Below are 16,327 nucleotides of genomic sequence, written 5' to 3' on the forward strand. Positions count from 1 at the left end.
ATGCCTATCGAACTGCTGCCGGAAACCCCTTCGCAGACCGCCGGCCCCTACGTGCACATCGGCCTGGCCCTGGAGGCTGCCGGCAACCCGACCCGTGACCAGGAGATCTGGAATCGCCTGGCCACGCCCGAGGCGCCGGGCGAGCATATCCTGCTTATCGGCCAGGTGTATGACGGTAACGGTCACCTGGTGCGTGATTCGTTCCTGGAACTGTGGCAGGCCGACGCTAACGGTGATTACCAGGATGCCTACAACCTGGAAAACGCCTTCAACAGCTTCGGCCGCACCGCCACCACCTTCGATGCCGGTGAGTGGACCGTGCACACGGTCAAGCCGGGTGTAGTGAACAATGCTGCGGGTGTGCCGATGGCGCCGCACATCAACCTCAGCCTGTTCGCCCGGGGTATCAACATCCACCTGCACACGCGCTTGTATTTCGATGACGAGCCCGAGGCCAATGCCAAGTGCCCGGTGCTCAACCTGATCGAGCAGCCGCAGCGGCGTGAGACCTTGATCGCCAGGCGCTGCGAGGTGGAAGGGAAGACGGCGTATCGGTTCGATATCCGTATTCAGGGGCAAGGGGAGACGGTGTTCTTCGACTTCTGAGGGCGTTTACGCGATCTCTGTAGGAGCGGCCTTGCGTCGCGAAAGGGCCGCAAAGCGGCCCCTAGTTTTCAGCGTTACGCATCATTCGCCAGGGCCGCTACGCGCCCCTTTCGCGACACAAGGTGCGCTCCTGCACCCAGGGGTAGGAGCCAGCCGTACGGGCGTTTCAGCGCCGAACCAGCAACACCCCGCTTTCCATGTGATGGGTATAGGGGAACTGGTCGAACAGTGCGCAGCGCTCGACACGGTGGCTGTCCTGCAACTGGGCGATATTCTGCGCCAGGGTCTCGGGGTTGCACGAGATGTACAGGATGCGCTCGAAGCGCCGGGTCAGCTCGCAGGTGTCCGGGTCCATGCCGGCGCGCGGCGGGTCGACGAACACGGTGCCAAAGTCATAGGCCTTGAGGTCGATGCCTTCCAGGCGGCGGAACGGGCGTACCTCGTTCAGTGCCTGGGTCAGCTCCTCGGCCGACAGGCGCACCAGGCGCACGTTGTCGATAGTGTTTTCGTCCAGGTTGTGCAACGCGGCATTGACCGAGGTCTTGCTGATCTCGGTCGCCAGTACCTGGCGTGCCCGGGTGGCCAGTGGCAAGGTGAAGTTGCCGTTGCCGCAGTACAGCTCCAGCAGGTCGTCGGCCCGCTCGCCCATGGCTTCGACGGCCCAGCCGAGCATCTTCTGGTTCACCGCGCCGTTGGGCTGGGTGAAGGCGCCCTCGGGTTGGCGGTAACTGAAGGTGCGCCCGGCGATAGTCAGTTTTTCCACCGCGTAGTCACGCCCGATCACCACGCGCTTGCCCTTGGAACGGCCGATCACGCTGACGTTCAGGTCGGCGGCCAGCTGCCGCGCGGCGGCTTCCCAGGCGTCGTCCAGTGGGCGGTGGTAGCACAGGGTGATCATCGCGTCGCCCGCCAGGGTGGTGAGGAACTCCACCTGGAACAGGCGGTTGTTCAGGTCCTCGCTACCCTGCCAGGCGGCCTTCAGGCGCGGCATCAGCTCGTTGATGCGCTCGCTGGCGATGGGGAAATCATCGATCAGGATCGCCTTGTGCTTTTCGCCCGGGGCGAACATCGCGTAGTGGCGCTGGCCGTCCTCGCGCCACAGGCGGAATTCGGCGCGCAGGCGGTAATGCGCGCGCGGCGAGTCGAACACCGCCGGCTCCGGGGCGCCGAACGGCGCCAGCAGCTCGCGCAAGCGGGCGACCTTGGCCGCCAGCTGGGCGTCATATTGCGTGGGGTCGAAGACGGCACTCATGCGGGGAACCAGCCCAACTTGACGACGAACAGGATGGACAGGATCACCAGCGCCGGGTTCAGGTCGTGGCGACGGCCGGAAATCAGCTTGATGGCGGTCCAGGCGATGAAGCCGAAGGCGATGCCGTTGGCGATCGAGTAGGTCAGCGGCATGGCCAGGGCGGTCACCACCACAGGCGCGGCTTCGGTGACGTCGTCCCAGTTGATTTCGGCCAGGCCCGAGGCCATCAGCACGGCGACGAACAGCAGCGCCGGGGCGGTGGCGAAGGCCGGCACACTACCGGCCAGCGGAGCGAAGAACAGCGCCAGCAGGAACAGCGCGGCGACCACGATGGCGGTCAGGCCGGTGCGGCCACCGGCGCTGACGCCGGCTGCCGATTCGATGTAGCTGGTGGTGGTCGAGGTGCCCAGCAGGGAGCCGGCCATGGCGGCGGTGCTGTCGGCGATCAGGGCGCGGCCCATCTTCGGCATGTGGCCGTCCTTGCCCATCAGGCCGGCGCGCTTGGCCACGCCGATCAGGGTGCCGGAGTTGTCGAACAGGTCGACGAACAGGAAGGCGAAGATCACGCTGATCAGGCCCACGTCCAGGGCGCCGGCGATGTCCAGCTGGAGGAAGGTCGGGGCCAGCGAAGGCGGCATCGAGACCACGCCGCCGAACGGGGTGACGCCCATCGCGATCGAGGCCACGGTGACCGCCAGGATGCCGATCAGCACGGCGCCGCGGACCTTCAGCGACTCGAGGGCGACGATCAGGAAGAAGCCCAGGGTGGCGAGGATCGGCGCAGGCTGGCTGAGGTCGCCCAGGCCCACCAGGGTGGCTGGGTTATCGACGACGATGCCCGCGTTGTGCAGGGCGATCAGTGCCAGGAACAGGCCGATGCCGGCAGCGATGGCCGAACGCAGCGGCAACGGGATGCTGTTCACGATCCATTCGCGGATACGGAAGATCGACAGCAGGAAGAACAGCACCGCGGAGAGGAACACCGCGCCCAGCGCCACTTGCCAGGTGTGGCCCATGTGCAGGACCACGGTGTAGGTGAAGAATGCGTTCAGGCCCATGCCCGGTGCCAGGGCGATCGGGTAGTTGGCGATGATGCCCATGGTCACCGAGCCGATGGCCGCGGCCAGGCAGGTGGCGACGAAGATCGCGCCCTTGTCCATGCCGGTCTCGCCGAGGATGCTCGGGTTGACGAACAGGATGTAGGCCATGGCCAGGAAGGTGGTGACGCCCGCGAGAATCTCGGTGCGCACGTTGGTGTTGTGTGCCTTTAGTTGAAACAGCCTTTCCAGCATGCCTGCTCCCAGGGCGCCCTCGCGCCGTGAATGTATCGACCCCATCAGCAAAGCACAGACCGTACCGGGGGCCGTGGTTTTGTGTGGGGCGGAAAAAAGCCGCGCATCATACCAGCATGCATGGCAGGGGCCTATGGCCATTGGGGCAGTCGGTCGAGTCAGCCGGGATGGCCGGGTTCGCCGGCAGGCCGGCGCCTACGGGGCTTGCAGGGGCCGACTTGCCGGCGCAAGGGCCATCAGCCGTTGTGCATGCGGTCCCGGTGGGTCAGGGTCGGGAACAGTTTCATCCACACCCCGGTGACCACCAGCGTGCCGACCCCGCCGAGCACCACCGCCGGCACGGTGCCAAACCAGTGCGCGGTGACCCCCGACTCGAATTCGCCGAGCTGGTTCGAGGCGCCGATGAACAGCCCGTTCACCGCGCTGACCCGGCCGCGCATTTCGTCGGGGGTCTCCAACTGCACGAAGGCACCCCGGATGACCATGCTGATCATGTCGGCCGCGCCCAGCACCACCAGCACCGCCAGGGAAAACCAGAACGAGGTCGACAGGCCGAAGGCGATGGTCGCCACGCCGAACACCCCCACCGAGGTGAACATGATCAGCCCGACCTTGCGCTCCACCGGGAAGCGCGCCAGCCACAGCGACATCAGCAAGGCGCCGACGGCCGGTGCCGAGCGCAGCAGGCCCAGGCCCCAGGCGCCGGTGAGCAGGATGTCCTTGGCGAACACTGGCAGCAGCGCGGTGGCGCCGCCCAGCAGCACGGCGAACAGGTCCAGGGAGATGGCGCCGAAGATGTCCGGGCGGCTGCGGATGAAGCGGATGCCGGCCAGCAGCGACTCGAGATTGGCGCGGCCGCGTTGCGCCAGTTGCTGGCGGGCGTCGAGGCTCAGGGTCAGCAGGCAGGCGATGCCGTACAGCGCCACGGTCGGTCCGTACACCCAGGTGCTGCCGAAGGCGTATAGAAAGCCGCCGATGGCCGGGGCGACGATGGTCGCCGCCTGCGACGCCGAGGCGGATGCCGCCACTGCCCGTGGGAACAGGCCTGCGGGTACCACGTTGGGCAACAGTGCCTGGGTCGCCGGCATCTCGAACGAACGGGCGCTGCCGAGCAGGAAGGCCAGCACGAAGATCAGTTCGCGGGTGATATGGCCGCTGCCGCTGCCCAGGGCCAACGCCAGGGCAATCAACGCCTGCAGGGTCTGGCACAGGGCGGCGACCTTGCGCCGGTCGTAGCGGTCGGCGACATGCCCGGTGTGCAGCATGAACAGCACCCGGGGGGTAAACTCGACCAGGCCCACCAGGCCCAGGTCGAGCACGTTGCCGGTCAACTGGTAGAGGTGCCAGCCAATGGCCACGGTGAGCATCTGGAAGCCGCTGGCGGTGAACACCCGGGCCATCCAGAACGCGACGAACGGGCGGTGATGACGCAGTAATTGCGGGGCTGAATCGGACATCGGTGGCCTGCAACCTCGGAAATAGAGGGGGCAGCAGCTTAACATCTGTTTGTAACATTTGGTTGCTGAAAGCGCGGTGGGACAACGTTCCGCTCCTGGGTAAAGAGGGTGAGGCAACAGGTCACGCGGCAATCAACCACACATCCGAATGGGGCATTCGGGACTATGCTTCCAAACAGTCGTTGACCTGGGTCAATCCTTCCAGATGCAACGATTGGCCTTCGGGCCGGAATCCCTGCGATCGAACAGAACAATTCCAACGCAGCACACTCGATACCCGTGGGGGCAGTGGGCGACAAGGCCATGAGCCCGGTCGTCGGATTACCTGAAGAGGAAGCATCATGTTCGGATTGGAAGCCCTAGAGCTCGCCCGAATCCAGTTTGCCTTTACCGTGTCCTTTCATATCCTGTTCCCGGCCATCACCATTGGCCTGGCGAGCTACCTGGCTGTCCTCGAAGGCCTTTGGCTGAGGACCGGCAACAACACCTACCGTGACCTCTACCAGTTCTGGTCGAAGATCTTCGCCGTGAATTTTGGCATGGGTGTAGTCTCGGGCTTGGTGATGGCTTACCAATTCGGTACCAACTGGAGCCAGTTCTCCGATTTTGCCGGTTCGATTACCGGCCCCCTGTTGACCTATGAGGTGCTCACGGCATTCTTCCTCGAAGCCGGCTTCCTCGGCGTGATGCTGTTTGGCTGGAATCGGGTCGGTCGTGGCCTGCACTTCTTCGCTACCTGCATGGTCGCCCTTGGCACCCTGGTATCGACCTTCTGGATTCTGGCCTCGAACAGCTGGATGCAGACACCGCAAGGCCATGAAATCATCGATGGCCGGGTGGTGCCGGTGGACTGGCTGGCGGTGATTTTCAACCCGTCGTTCCCCTACCGCCTGATGCACATGGCCACTGCGGCCTTTGTCGCCACCGCGTTCTTCGTCGGCGCCTCGGCGGCCTGGCACCTGCTGCGTGGACGGGACAACCCGGCGGTGCGCAAGATGCTGTCGATGGCCATGTGGATGGCGCTGGTAGTGACGCCGATCCAGGCCGTGATCGGGGACTTCCATGGCCTCAACACCCTGAAGCACCAGCCGGTGAAGATCGCCGCCATCGAAGGCCACTGGGAGAACAAACCCGGCGAGCCGACCCCGCTGATCCTGTTCGGTATCCCTGACATGCAGGCCGAGACCACCCGTTTCAAGGTCGAGATCCCGGCCTTGGGTAGCCTTATCCTCACCCACAGCCTGGATAAGCAGGTTCCGGCGATGAAAGAGTTCCCGCCTGAAGATAGGCCTAACTCGACCATCGTGTTCTGGTCGTTCCGGGTCATGGTCGGGCTGGGCATGCTGATGATCTTCGTCGGCCTGTGGAGCCTGTGGCTGCGCAAGCGCGGCACCTTGTACAGCTCGCGACCGTTCCTCTACCTGACCTTGTGGATGGGTCCCTCGGGGCTGATCGCCATCCTTGCCGGCTGGTTCACCACCGAAATCGGACGTCAGCCATGGGTGGTCTATGGCTTGATGCGCACAGCCGATGGCGTATCCAACCATAGCTACACCCAGCTCGGCTTCACCCTGGTGATGTTCGTGGTGGTTTATTTCGCCCTGTTCGGCACTGGCCTGGGCTACATGATGCGCCTGGTGCGCAAGGGGCCGCATAGCGGCGAGGGCGATGCTCAGCCGCCAGGGGGGCCAGGCCAGCAACGCACGCCGGCGCGGCCATTGTCCGCCGCCGATGACGGCCACGAGGCCGACTCCGCCAGCCTGAACAAGGGGAACTGAGATGGGTATCGATCTTCCGCTGATCTGGGCCGTGATCATCATCTTCGGCGTGATGATGTACGTGGTGATGGACGGCTTCGACCTGGGTATCGGCATGCTCTTCCCCTTCGTCAAGGACGAGCGTGACCGCGATGTGATGATGAACACCGTCGCCCCGGTTTGGGACGGCAACGAAACCTGGCTGGTACTGGGTGGCGCGGCATTGTTCGGCGCCTTCCCGCTGGCCTACTCGGTGGTGCTCGAAGCGCTGTACCTGCCGTTGATCCTGATGCTGGTGGGGCTGATCTTCCGTGGCGTGGCCTTCGAGTTCCGCTTCAAGGCGCGGCCGCATAAACGCCATATCTGGGACAAGGCATTCATCTGGGGCTCGCTGGTGGCGACCTTCTTCCAGGGTGTGGCGCTGGGGGCGTTCATCGAGGGCTTCAAGGTGGTCGACCGCAAGTACGCCGGCGGCACCCTGGACTGGCTAACGCCATTTACCCTGTTCTCCGGCCTGGGGCTGATCGTCGCCTACACCTTGCTGGGCTGTACCTGGCTGATCATGAAGACCGAGGGGCCGCTGCAGCAGAAGATGCATGACGTGGCACGACCCTTGGCGCTGGTGTTGCTGGCGGTGATTGGCATCGTCAGCCTGTGGACGCCTATCGCCTACCCGCAGATCGCCGAGCGCTGGTTCAGCATGCCCAACCTGGTGTGGTTCATGCCAGTGCCGATCCTGGTGCTGGTGACCTTCTACGGCCTGCTCCGGGCGGTACAGCGCAATGCCCACTACACGCCGTTCCTGCTGACCCTGGTGCTGATCTTCCTTGGCTACAGCGGGCTGGGCATTAGCCTGTGGCCGAACATCATCCCGCCGTCGATCAGCATCTGGGATGCTGCGGCCCCAGCGCAGAGCCAAGGCTTCATGCTGGTGGGCACGCTGTTCATCCTGCCGTTCATCCTCGGCTACACCTTCTGGAGCTACTACGTGTTCCGCGGCAAGGTGACCCACGAAGACGGCTATCACTAGGAGCGCCGAGCGATGACTGTGGAACAGAAGAAACCGTTGTGGCAACGCCTGGGCTGGTTGGTGCTGATCTGGGGGTTGAGTGTGGTGGCGCTGGGCATCGTCGCCTACGGCATGCGCATGTTCATGAATGCTGCCGGGTTGAGCACCCACTAAGTTGTCAGGGGCCGCAAAGCGGCCCCATTCATTTGCGCGCTTTCAACACCACGAACTTCGGCGTCGCCGCTACCTGCTCGACGCCCCGGAACAGCCGCGCCAGCTTGCTGTGGTAGCCCAGGTGCCGGTTGCCGACGATATACAGCGCGCCACCCACTTCCAGCGCCTCCCTGGCTTGCTGGAACATGCGCCAGGCAAGGAAGTCGCCGACCACTTGCTGCTGGTGGAACGGCGGATTGCACAGCACCACGTCCAGCGATTGCCTGGCTTGCCCGGCCAGGCCGTCTGCCGCGTGGATCTCGACTGCCCGCCCGTCCAGCGCCGCCTGCCAGTTCTCCCGCGCCGATTGCGCCGCCATGTACGACTCGTCCACCAGGGTGTAGTGGGCATCCGGGTTGGCCAGGGCGCTGGCGATCGCCAGCACGCCGTTGCCGCAACCCAGGTCAGCCACCCGGGCCTGACCGAGGTCGCGCGGCAGGTGCGGGAGGAAGGCGCGGGTGCCGATGTCCAGGCCTTCGCGGCAGAACACGTTGGCGTGGTTGACCAGCTCCAGGGCCGGGGTGTCCAGGCGGTAGCGCGTTGGGTACGGGGAGCGGGCGAGTGGTCGAGCGTCGAGAGTGGCGGTGAGCAGCCGGGCTTTCTTCTGGGCCAGCGAGGCCTGCACCGGGCCGATGTACTTTTCCATCAGGTCGCCCGCGGCGCGGGGCAGATGCTTGATCATGGCCCCGGCGATCACCTGGGCGCCGGGCGCCAGGTGGCCTTGCAGGCGGATCAGTTGCTCCTCGAGCAAGGCCAGGGTCTTGGGCACGCGCACCAGCACGCGGTCGAACGGGCCGTGCCAGGCATCGCTGGCCGGCACGAACGGCACTGCATCGTAGGCTTGGCCGTTGCCTGCCAGGTTCTTTTCCAGGGCCATGCGCGCCAAGTGCGAATCACCGCTGCTGGTCACCTTCATCCGCCCGGCCAGGCTGGCGGCCAGGGCGCCGAAACTGTCGTTGAGCACCAGCACCCGGCAGTTGGCGTCAGGCTGCTGGGCCGCGAGGTGTTCCAGCAGGTACTGGTCGGCGGCATCGAACGCCAGCAGGGGGTCGTGGGCCTGCTCCGGTTGGCGGATCAGGTCGAGGTCGGCGAAGGGGCTGTTGAACAAGGGCATGACGTGGGGCTCTGTTGCGAATCTCCCCGGCACGGTGCGCGACGGGTTCGAGGGGGAGGATTCTACAGGCCTTTGTCGGGGGGAGGGGAATGCTCCAGCAGATCGTGGTCGCGCAGGCGATTGGCCGCGGCCATGCTGGTCTTGGCGCCGGTCTTCTTGCGCACATTGCCCATGTGGAAGTTCACCGTGCTGACCGACATCGACAGCGCCTTGGCCACTCGCTTGGCGCTGGAAAGCTCGTCATAGGTCCTGATCACCTCAAGCTCACGTGGGCTCAGGCTCGGTGCTGGCGCGGGAGAGCAGATATCGGGCAGGTGGTGGTTGTAAAGCGCGGCATGGAGCCTGTTGCCAAGCAATAGCACCCGAGCCTCGTGCTCATAGAGCTCTTCGGCGCTGATAGGGCCATGGCTGCGGAATACGTTCACAACGGTCGAGTTCTGTCGAGCATCAAATATCGATTGGCTCCAACCATGTGAGAAAGAGATACCAAACTCGGCCGCTGTTTCACACAGCGGCATGGCCTCATCGAACAGACGGCTGTGCCATACAAGTGGAAGCTCTCCATGACAATGACTATCATGATGATGGCTTTTTGATACTAGGGGGTCGATATCAAAGAGCTTGTCAGCGATGTAACGTTGGTCCCAGGCAGGTGCAAAACTGCTGTGGTGATAAAAGTATACTTTGTGGCCCGCCGCGCGCACGCGCAGCGTGACACTCAGGCAATCCAGACCTGCCGGTGCTATCAGTGATTGGGCGTGTTTGATCAGCGCGCGAGGGCCGCCCTGCTTCAGCGCTAGATCGAACTGCTCAGGTGTCCATTCTGGCATCGACATGGGTAACGCTCCAATTGGATCCATTGTTCCGCAACACCGGACGAGTGTAGGAAAACTTCCCGCCCTGTGTTGGTTTTTTTTGTTATAGGTGTCGCGTTTTCATCGTGTTTTCATGTCGGCTTTTACCGATGCCCTACAATCCGACGGTGTTTATCCTGGACGCTTTGCGCGACACTGGGCGCATCTGATTTCTGGAGCCCGTCATGACCGCCAGCGCCGACAAGTTTACCCGCCAGACCCTGCTCGACGTGCAGCCGTTGACCCCCAACCTGTTTTCCCTGCGCGTAACGCGCGACCCGGGCTTTCGCTTTCGTGCAGGGCAGTTCGCCCGGTTGGGCGTGACCAAGGCCGATGGCAGCGTGGTGTGGCGGGCGTACTCCATGGTTAGCGCCCCCCATGACGAGTTCCTCGACTTCTTCTCTATCGTCGTGCCGGGCGGCGAGTTCACCAGTGAGTTGAGCCGGCTAGGCGCGGGTGACACCCTACTGATCGACCGACAGGCCTTCGGTTACCTGACCTTGGACCGCTTCGTCGGCGGCCGCGACCTATGGTTATTGGCCACCGGCACCGGCATCGCGCCCTTCATGTCGATCCTCCAGGATTTCGAAGCCTGGGAACGGTTCGACAATATCAAGCTGGTGTATTCGGTGCGCGAGGCCCAGGAGCTGGCGTATATCGACGAAATCGCCGGGTTGGAGCAGCGCGACTACCTGGCCGAATTCGCGGGCAAGCTGCAGTTCATTCCAGTGGTCACTCGCGAGGGGCATCCGGGGGCGTTGAATGCGCGCATCACCACGCTGATCGAGAACGGCGAACTGGAACAGGCGGCGGGGTTGGCGCTGTCGCCGGAGCATTCGCGAATCATGCTCTGTGGTAACCCCGAGATGATCGACCAGACACGCAAGGTGCTCAAGGCACGCGACCTGCAGTTGAGCCTGAGCAAGCGGCCGGGGCAAGTGGCGGTGGAGAACTACTGGTAATCCACCGGCCTGCACAAGCTTCACGCCTTGCTGCTGACCACCATCTTGCGCGCATGGGCCAGGGACTCCTTGGTCAGGTCGATTCCGCCGAGCATCCGCGCGACTTCCTCCACGCGCTCGCGCTTGCCCAGGGTGGCGACAGCGGTGTGGGTGGTATCGCTGTTGCGCACCTTGTGCACGAACAGGTGATGATGCCCCTGCGCCGCCACTTGCGGCAGGTGGGTCACGGTCAGTACCTGGCCGCGCTCGCCAAGGCGGCGCAGCAGTTGCCCGACGATCTCAGCCGTGGGGCCGCCGATACCGACGTCCACTTCATCGAATACCAGTGTCGGAATACGCGAGGTCTGGGCGGTGATCACCTGGATCGCCAGGCTGATACGTGACAACTCGCCCCCAGATGCGACCTTGGCCAAACCCTTGAGCGGCTGGCCGGGGTTGGCGCTGACCAGCAGTTCGACCTGCTCCAGGCCGTGGGGGGAAAGATCGCCAGTGTCGAAGGGCGTCAGTTCGATGCAGAAGCGCCCGCCGGGCATGCCCAGGCGCTGGATCTCCTGTTCCACTGCGGTGGCTAGCTGCTTGGCTGCCTGCTGGCGCAGGGCGCTGAGTTCGCTGGCCTTCTCTTTATAGTGCTGGGCGAAGGCCGCCAGCTCTTCGCCCAGTCGCTCGAGCGACTCGTCGCTGGCGTTCAGGCTTTCCAGCTCCTCCATCAGGCGTTGCTGCAGATGCGGCAGTTCGGTGGGGTGCACGCGGTGCTTGCGGGCGAGGGTGTAGAGGGTGTCGAGGCGCTCCTCGAGAGCCTGCAGGCGCATGGGGTCGGCATCGAAGTGGTCAAGGAAGCGGTTGAGCTCGCCCACGGCCTCTTCGACCTGGATCTGCGCGCTGGCGATCAGGTTGACCGCTTCGCCGAGGGCCTTGGGTGCATTGGTTACGGCGGTCAGGCGGTTGAGGCTGACGGTCAGGGCGCTGAGTACATTGCCCGAGTCGCTTTCGCTGCATTGGTCGATCACCTGGCGGCAGATGCCGAAAAGGGCTTCGGCATTGGTCAGGTTCTTGTGCTCTTGCTCCAGTTGCTCCAGTTCATGCTCGCCCAGGCCGAGGTTGTCCAGCTCTTCCAGCTGGTAGCTGAGCAACTGATGGCGTGCGCGCTGCTCGTCTCCGGAGTTGCGCAGGTGCTCCAGCTCCTGGCGTGTCTGGTTCCAGCGCTTGGCGGCCAGTTGCACCTGGCGGGCCAGGTCGATGGCGCCGGCGTATTCGTCCACCAGGCGGCGGTGGGTGTCGGTTTTCAGCAGCGACTGGTGTTCATGCTGGCTGTGAATGTCGATCAGCAGCTCGCCCAGCGCCTTGAGATCGCCAAGTGGGCAGGGCGTGCCGTTGATGTAGCCGCGGCTGCGGCCTTCGGCGGTGATCACCCGGCGCAGGATGCACGGGCCGTCGCTTTCCAGGTCGCGCTCGGCGAGCCAGGCATGGGCCTCGGGGATGTCGACCAGGTCGAAGGTGGCGAGGATATCGGCCTTGTCGGTGCCTGGGCGCACCACGCCGCTGTCGGCGCGATCGCCCAGGGCCAGGCCCAGGGCGTCGAGCATGATCGACTTGCCAGCCCCGGTCTCACCGGTGATGACGGACATGCCGCGGGCGATTTCGAGGTCGAGGTGTTCGACAATGGCGTAGTTGTGAATGGACAGGTGCACCAGCATGGGGCGGCTCCCGAAGGGTCGTGTCTGGATATTTATACAGTGCTTATTGCTGGTCTGCCAATAGCAGCCTGACGAATGTGGAAAAGCACATTGCCCCTTGAAGCCGGTTTTTCCGACCCCATATAGCTGGCAAGACAAGGCGAGCCTGGCTCGCACAACAGAAATTGCGAAGGAGAAACCCGATGGCTGACGAACAGCTGGATGAGAAGAACCTGAATTCCGAAGAAGCCGGTGCAGCAACCACTGACGCGCGCGTTCTGGAGCTCGAGGAGCAGCTGGCCGCCGCCAAGGACCAATCCCTGCGCGCCGCCGCCGACCTGCAGAACATCCGCCGCCGTGCCGAACAGGATGTCGAGAAGGCGCACAAGTTCGCCCTGGAGAAGTTCTCCACCGACCTGCTGCCGGTGATCGACAGCCTGGAACTGGCCCTGGCGCACTCCAGCGCCGAAGACGAGAACGTCAAGAAGATCCGCGAGGGCGTCGAGCTGACCCTGAAAATGTTCCAGGACACCCTCAAGCGCTACAACCTCGAAGCCGTCGATCCCCTCGGCCAGCCGTTCAACGCCGAGCACCACCAGGCAATGGCCATGCAGGAAAGCGACACCGCCGAGCCGAACAGCGTGCTCAACGTGTTCCAGAAAGGCTACCTGCTCAATGGCCGCCTGCTGCGCCCCGCCATGGTGGTGGTCAGCAAGGCCCCGAGCGCGCCGCAGCCGTCGATCAACGAACAGGCTTGAAATCCGTCGGGGCACCCCCATCTAGGTGTCAAGCCTTCAAGTATTACCGCAGTTGGCCAATGTAGTCGCTGCCACCAAATTCAAGTTTCGGGAGAATCAACATGGGTAAAATCATCGGTATCGACCTGGGGACCACCAACTCCTGCGTCAGCGTGCTGGAAAACGGCACCGCCAAGGTCATCGAGAACGCCGAAGGCGCGCGTACCACGCCTTCGATCATTGCCTACGCCAACGACGGCGAAATCCTGGTCGGCCAGTCGGCCAAGCGCCAGGCGGTCACCAACCCGCACAACACCCTGTTCGCGGTAAAGCGCCTGATCGGTCGCCGCTTCGAAGAAGACGTCGTGCAGAAAGACATCAAGCTGGTGCCTTACAAGATCGTCAAGGCCAGCAACGGTGACGCCTGGGTCGAGGCTTCCGGCAAGGAAATGGCCCCGCCGCAGATCAGCGCCGAAGTCCTGAAGAAAATGAAGAAGACCGCCGAAGACTACCTCGGCGAGCCAGTCACCGAAGCGGTCATCACCGTGCCGGCCTACTTCAACGACAGCCAGCGCCAGGCGACCAAGGACGCCGGCCGCATCGCCGGCCTGGACGTAAAACGCATCATCAACGAACCGACCGCCGCCGCGCTGGCGTATGGCATGGACAAGGCCAAGGGCGACCACACCGTGATCGTTTATGACCTCGGTGGTGGTACCTTCGACGTTTCGGTCATCGAAATCGCCGAAGTCGACGGTGAGCACCAGTTCGAAGTACTGGCGACCAACGGCGACACCTTCCTGGGTGGCGAAGACTTCGACATGCGCCTGATCGACTACCTCGTCGACGAGTTCAAGAAAGAGTCCGGCATGGACCTGAAGAACGATCCGCTGGCCCTGCAGCGCCTGAAGGAAGCTGCTGAAAAGGCCAAGATCGAGCTGTCCTCGGCCCAGTCGACCGACGTCAACCTGCCGTACATCACTGCAGATGCCACAGGTCCCAAGCACCTGAACGTGAAAATCTCCCGCGCCAAGCTGGAGTCGCTGGTCGAAGACCTGGTCAACCGTACCATCGAGCCTTGCCGCATCGCCCTGAAGGACGCCGGCATCGATGCCAGCAAGATCGACGACGTGATCCTGGTCGGTGGCCAGACCCGTATGCCGATGGTGCAGAAGGCCGTTGCCGACTTCTTCGGCAAGGAAGCGCGCAAGGACGTCAACCCGGACGAAGCCGTCGCCATGGGTGCTGCCATCCAGGGTGCCGTTCTGGCCGGTGACGTCAAGGACGTCCTGCTGCTGGACGTCAGTCCGCTGACCCTGGGTATCGAAACCATGGGCGGCGTGATGACCGCGCTGATCGAGAAGAACACCACCATCCCGACCAAGAAGTCGCAGGTGTTCTCGACCGCCGACGACAACCAGGGCGCCGTGACCATCCATGTGCTGCAGGGCGAGCGCAAGCAAGCTTCGCAGAACAAGTCGCTGGGCAAGTTCGACCTGGCCGATATTCCGCCAGCACCACGCGGCGTGCCGCAGATCGAAGTGACCTTCGACATCGACGCCAACGGCATCCTGCACGTCGGCGCGAAAGACAAGGCCACCGGCAAGGCGCAGTCGATCGTGATCAAGGCCAACTCCGGCCTGTCCGACGACGAAATCGAGAAAATGGTCCGCGACGCCGAGGCCAACGCCGAGGAAGACCGCAAGTTCGAAGAGCTGGCCGCTGCCCGCAACCAGGGTGACGCGCTGGTCCACTCGACCCGCAAGATGGTCACTGAAGCCGGTGACAAGGTCACCGCTGAAGAGAAGACCGCGATCGAGGCTGCCGTGGTTGCCCTGGAGGCCGCCGTCAAAGGCGACGACAAGGCTGCCATCGACGCCAAGGTCGAAGAGCTGTCCAAGGTATCGGCCCCTGTTGCCCAGAAGATGTACGCCGAGCAGCAGGCCGAGCAGCCACAGGGCGGCGCCCAGCAGCAGGCCGAGCCGGAAGCCAAGCACGATGACGTGGTTGATGCCGAGTTCGAGGAAGTGAAAGACAGCAACAAGCAGTAATCCCTGCATGTTGTCGGCCAGTTCATCGCCGTTTGCCGGTGAACTGGTAGGATGTCGCCGCGCGGGGGCTTGCTCCCGCGTTGGCGTGTCTGGAACACGAGAATTATTTACAGCATCTGTCTGGGCGCATTCGCGTATGGCGGCAGGTGCTGACGGCATGGCGCACTGATGCGCGAAGGTATGCCGAACGCCCCCAAAGAGTGCAAATGACCTATGGCAAAGCGTGATTTTTATGAGGTCCTGGGTGTCGAGCGTGGCGCCAGCGAAGGCGATCTCAAGAAGGCCTACCGCCGTCTGGCGATGAAGTACCACCCGGACCGCAATCCGGGCGACAAAGAGTCCGAGGACCTGTTCAAGGAGGCCAACGAGGCCTACGAAGTGCTGTCGGATGCCAGCAAGCGCGCGGCCTACGACCAGTACGGCCACGCCGGCGTCGACCCGAGCATGGGTGGCGGCGGTGCCGGCTTCGGCGGCGCCAACTTCTCCGACATCTTCGGCGATGTCTTCAGTGACTTCTTCGGCGGCGGCCGTGGTGGTGGTCGTGGCGGCGCCCAGCGCGGCAGCGACCTGCGCTACACCCTCGAGCTCAACCTCGAAGAGGCGGTACGCGGCACCACGGTCAACATCCGGGTGCCCACGCTGGTCAACTGCAAGCCGTGCGATGGCTCCGGCGCCAAGAAGGGCTCGACCCCCTCGACCTGCCCGACCTGTGGCGGCATCGGCCAGGTGCGCATGCAGCAGGGCTTCTTCGCCGTGCAGCAGACCTGCCCGCGCTGCCATGGCCAGGGCAAGATCATCACCGATCCGTGCACCTCGTGCCACGGCGAGGGTCGTGTCGAAGAGTACAAGACCCTGTCGGTCAAGGTTCCGGCCGGCGTCGACACTGGCGATCGCATCCGTCTGTCCGGCGAAGGCGAGGCGGGTACCCACGGTGGTCCGACCGGCGACCTGTACGTGGTGGTCAACGTGCGCGAGCACCCGATCTTCCAGCGGGACGGCAAGCACCTGTACTGCGAAGTGCCGATCAGCTACACCGACGCGGCCCTGGGCGGCGAACTGGAAGTGCCGACCCTCGATGGTCGGGTGAAGCTGAAAATCCCCGAAGGCACCCAGACCGGCAAGCAGTTCCGCCTGCGCGGCAAGGGCGTGGCGCCGGTGCGCGGTGGTGCGGCGGGCGACTTGCTGTGCCGCGTGGCGGTGGAAACCCCGGTCAACCTCAGCCGTCGCCAGCGTGAGCTGCTCGAAGAGCTGCGCGATTCCCTCGAGGGCGACAGCTCTCACTCGCCCAAGGCCAGTGGTTGGTTCGAAGGCGTGAAGCGCTTCTTCGGCGATCTCTGAGAAGGAACAGGC

The 16,327-nt window shown here is 63.9% G+C and carries 14 protein-coding genes; 8 read left to right on the plus strand and 6 right to left on the minus strand.

Going from position 1 to position 16,327, the window contains the following annotated elements; all coding sequences use genetic code 11:
- On the plus strand, positions 1 to 606 hold the full coding sequence (gene pcaG / locus NJG22_RS18090) for a protocatechuate 3,4-dioxygenase subunit alpha (RefSeq protein ID WP_253096456.1): 606 nt from the start codon (positions 1 to 3) through the stop codon (positions 604 to 606).
- Positions 607 to 772: 166 nt separating this feature from the next.
- Here the strand turns inward: pcaG and trmA are convergent, their stop codons facing one another.
- From trmA to NJG22_RS18105, 3 genes are all read right to left on the minus strand, one after another.
- Positions 773 to 1,858 carry a tRNA (uridine(54)-C5)-methyltransferase TrmA gene (trmA, locus tag NJG22_RS18095; RefSeq protein WP_253096457.1) on the minus strand — a complete coding sequence of 362 codons (1,086 nt, stop codon included), beginning with the start codon at positions 1,856 to 1,858 and terminating at the stop codon, positions 773 to 775.
- Complete coding sequence (locus NJG22_RS18100) at positions 1,855 to 3,150, minus strand: NCS2 family permease (protein ID WP_253096458.1); 1,296 nt, start codon at positions 3,148 to 3,150, stop codon at positions 1,855 to 1,857. The genes trmA and NJG22_RS18100 overlap by 4 nt, the downstream gene beginning before the upstream one ends.
- A gap of 236 nt (positions 3,151 to 3,386) precedes the next feature.
- Positions 3,387 to 4,607 (minus strand): MFS transporter, encoded by a 1,221-nt coding sequence (locus tag NJG22_RS18105; RefSeq protein WP_253096459.1) that lies wholly within the window; start codon positions 4,605 to 4,607, stop codon positions 3,387 to 3,389.
- Positions 4,608 to 4,948: 341 nt separating this feature from the next.
- Between NJG22_RS18105 and NJG22_RS18110 the strand changes: the two genes are divergently transcribed.
- Genes NJG22_RS18110 through NJG22_RS18120 form a run of 3 tightly spaced genes read left to right on the plus strand, consistent with a single transcriptional unit; the run spans position 4,949 to position 7,547 of the window.
- Entirely contained in the window at positions 4,949 to 6,385 is a 1,437-nt protein-coding gene (locus NJG22_RS18110) for a cytochrome ubiquinol oxidase subunit I (protein WP_253096460.1), read from the plus strand.
- Position 6,386: 1 nt separating this feature from the next.
- The gene (gene cydB / locus NJG22_RS18115; RefSeq protein ID WP_253096461.1) at positions 6,387 to 7,394 is read left to right on the plus strand and encodes a cytochrome d ubiquinol oxidase subunit II; all 1,008 of its coding nucleotides are present in this window, start codon (positions 6,387 to 6,389) and stop codon (positions 7,392 to 7,394) included.
- Positions 7,395 to 7,406: 12 nt separating this feature from the next.
- Positions 7,407 to 7,547: a DUF2474 domain-containing protein gene (locus tag NJG22_RS18120; RefSeq protein ID WP_253096462.1), complete on the plus strand. Its 141-nt coding sequence runs from the start codon at positions 7,407 to 7,409 to the stop codon at positions 7,545 to 7,547.
- 28 nt (positions 7,548 to 7,575) lie between these two features.
- On the opposite strand, the gene NJG22_RS18125 is transcribed toward NJG22_RS18120, so the two are convergent.
- Together NJG22_RS18125 and NJG22_RS18130 are read right to left on the minus strand one after the other, a co-directional pair.
- Positions 7,576 to 8,700: a methyltransferase gene (locus NJG22_RS18125; RefSeq protein ID WP_253096463.1), complete on the minus strand. Its 1,125-nt coding sequence runs from the start codon at positions 8,698 to 8,700 to the stop codon at positions 7,576 to 7,578.
- A gap of 62 nt (positions 8,701 to 8,762) precedes the next feature.
- Entirely contained in the window at positions 8,763 to 9,536 is a 774-nt protein-coding gene (locus NJG22_RS18130) for an autoinducer binding domain-containing protein (RefSeq protein ID WP_253096464.1), read from the minus strand.
- A gap of 203 nt (positions 9,537 to 9,739) precedes the next feature.
- Here NJG22_RS18130 and NJG22_RS18135 point away from each other — a divergent pair, with 203 nt between their 5' ends.
- A complete protein-coding gene (locus tag NJG22_RS18135) occupies positions 9,740 to 10,516 on the plus strand; it encodes a ferredoxin--NADP reductase (protein ID WP_253096465.1) in 777 nt (258 codons plus the stop codon).
- 20 nt (positions 10,517 to 10,536) lie between these two features.
- Here the strand turns inward: NJG22_RS18135 and recN are convergent, their stop codons facing one another.
- Positions 10,537 to 12,210, minus strand: a complete 1,674-nt coding sequence (gene recN / locus NJG22_RS18140; RefSeq protein WP_253096466.1) for a DNA repair protein RecN — start codon at positions 12,208 to 12,210, stop codon at positions 10,537 to 10,539.
- A 164-nt stretch (positions 12,211 to 12,374) separates the two neighbouring features.
- Here recN and grpE point away from each other — a divergent pair, with 164 nt between their 5' ends.
- The 3 genes from grpE to dnaJ all read left to right on the plus strand — a co-directional run bounded on the left by grpE (position 12,375) and on the right by dnaJ (position 16,315).
- Complete coding sequence (gene grpE, locus NJG22_RS18145) at positions 12,375 to 12,947, plus strand: nucleotide exchange factor GrpE (RefSeq protein WP_290445162.1); 573 nt, start codon at positions 12,375 to 12,377, stop codon at positions 12,945 to 12,947.
- Positions 12,948 to 13,048: 101 nt separating this feature from the next.
- Complete coding sequence (gene dnaK / locus NJG22_RS18150) at positions 13,049 to 14,977, plus strand: molecular chaperone DnaK (protein ID WP_253096468.1); 1,929 nt, start codon at positions 13,049 to 13,051, stop codon at positions 14,975 to 14,977.
- Positions 14,978 to 15,190: 213 nt separating this feature from the next.
- On the plus strand, positions 15,191 to 16,315 hold the full coding sequence (gene dnaJ, locus NJG22_RS18155) for a molecular chaperone DnaJ (RefSeq protein ID WP_253096469.1): 1,125 nt from the start codon (positions 15,191 to 15,193) through the stop codon (positions 16,313 to 16,315).
- Positions 16,316 to 16,327 lie beyond the last annotated feature (12 nt).

Origin of the sequence: Pseudomonas sp. VA159-2 (assembly GCF_024126635.1) — a bacterium.
GTDB classification, from domain to species: Bacteria; Pseudomonadota; Gammaproteobacteria; order Pseudomonadales; family Pseudomonadaceae; genus Aquipseudomonas; species Aquipseudomonas muyukensis.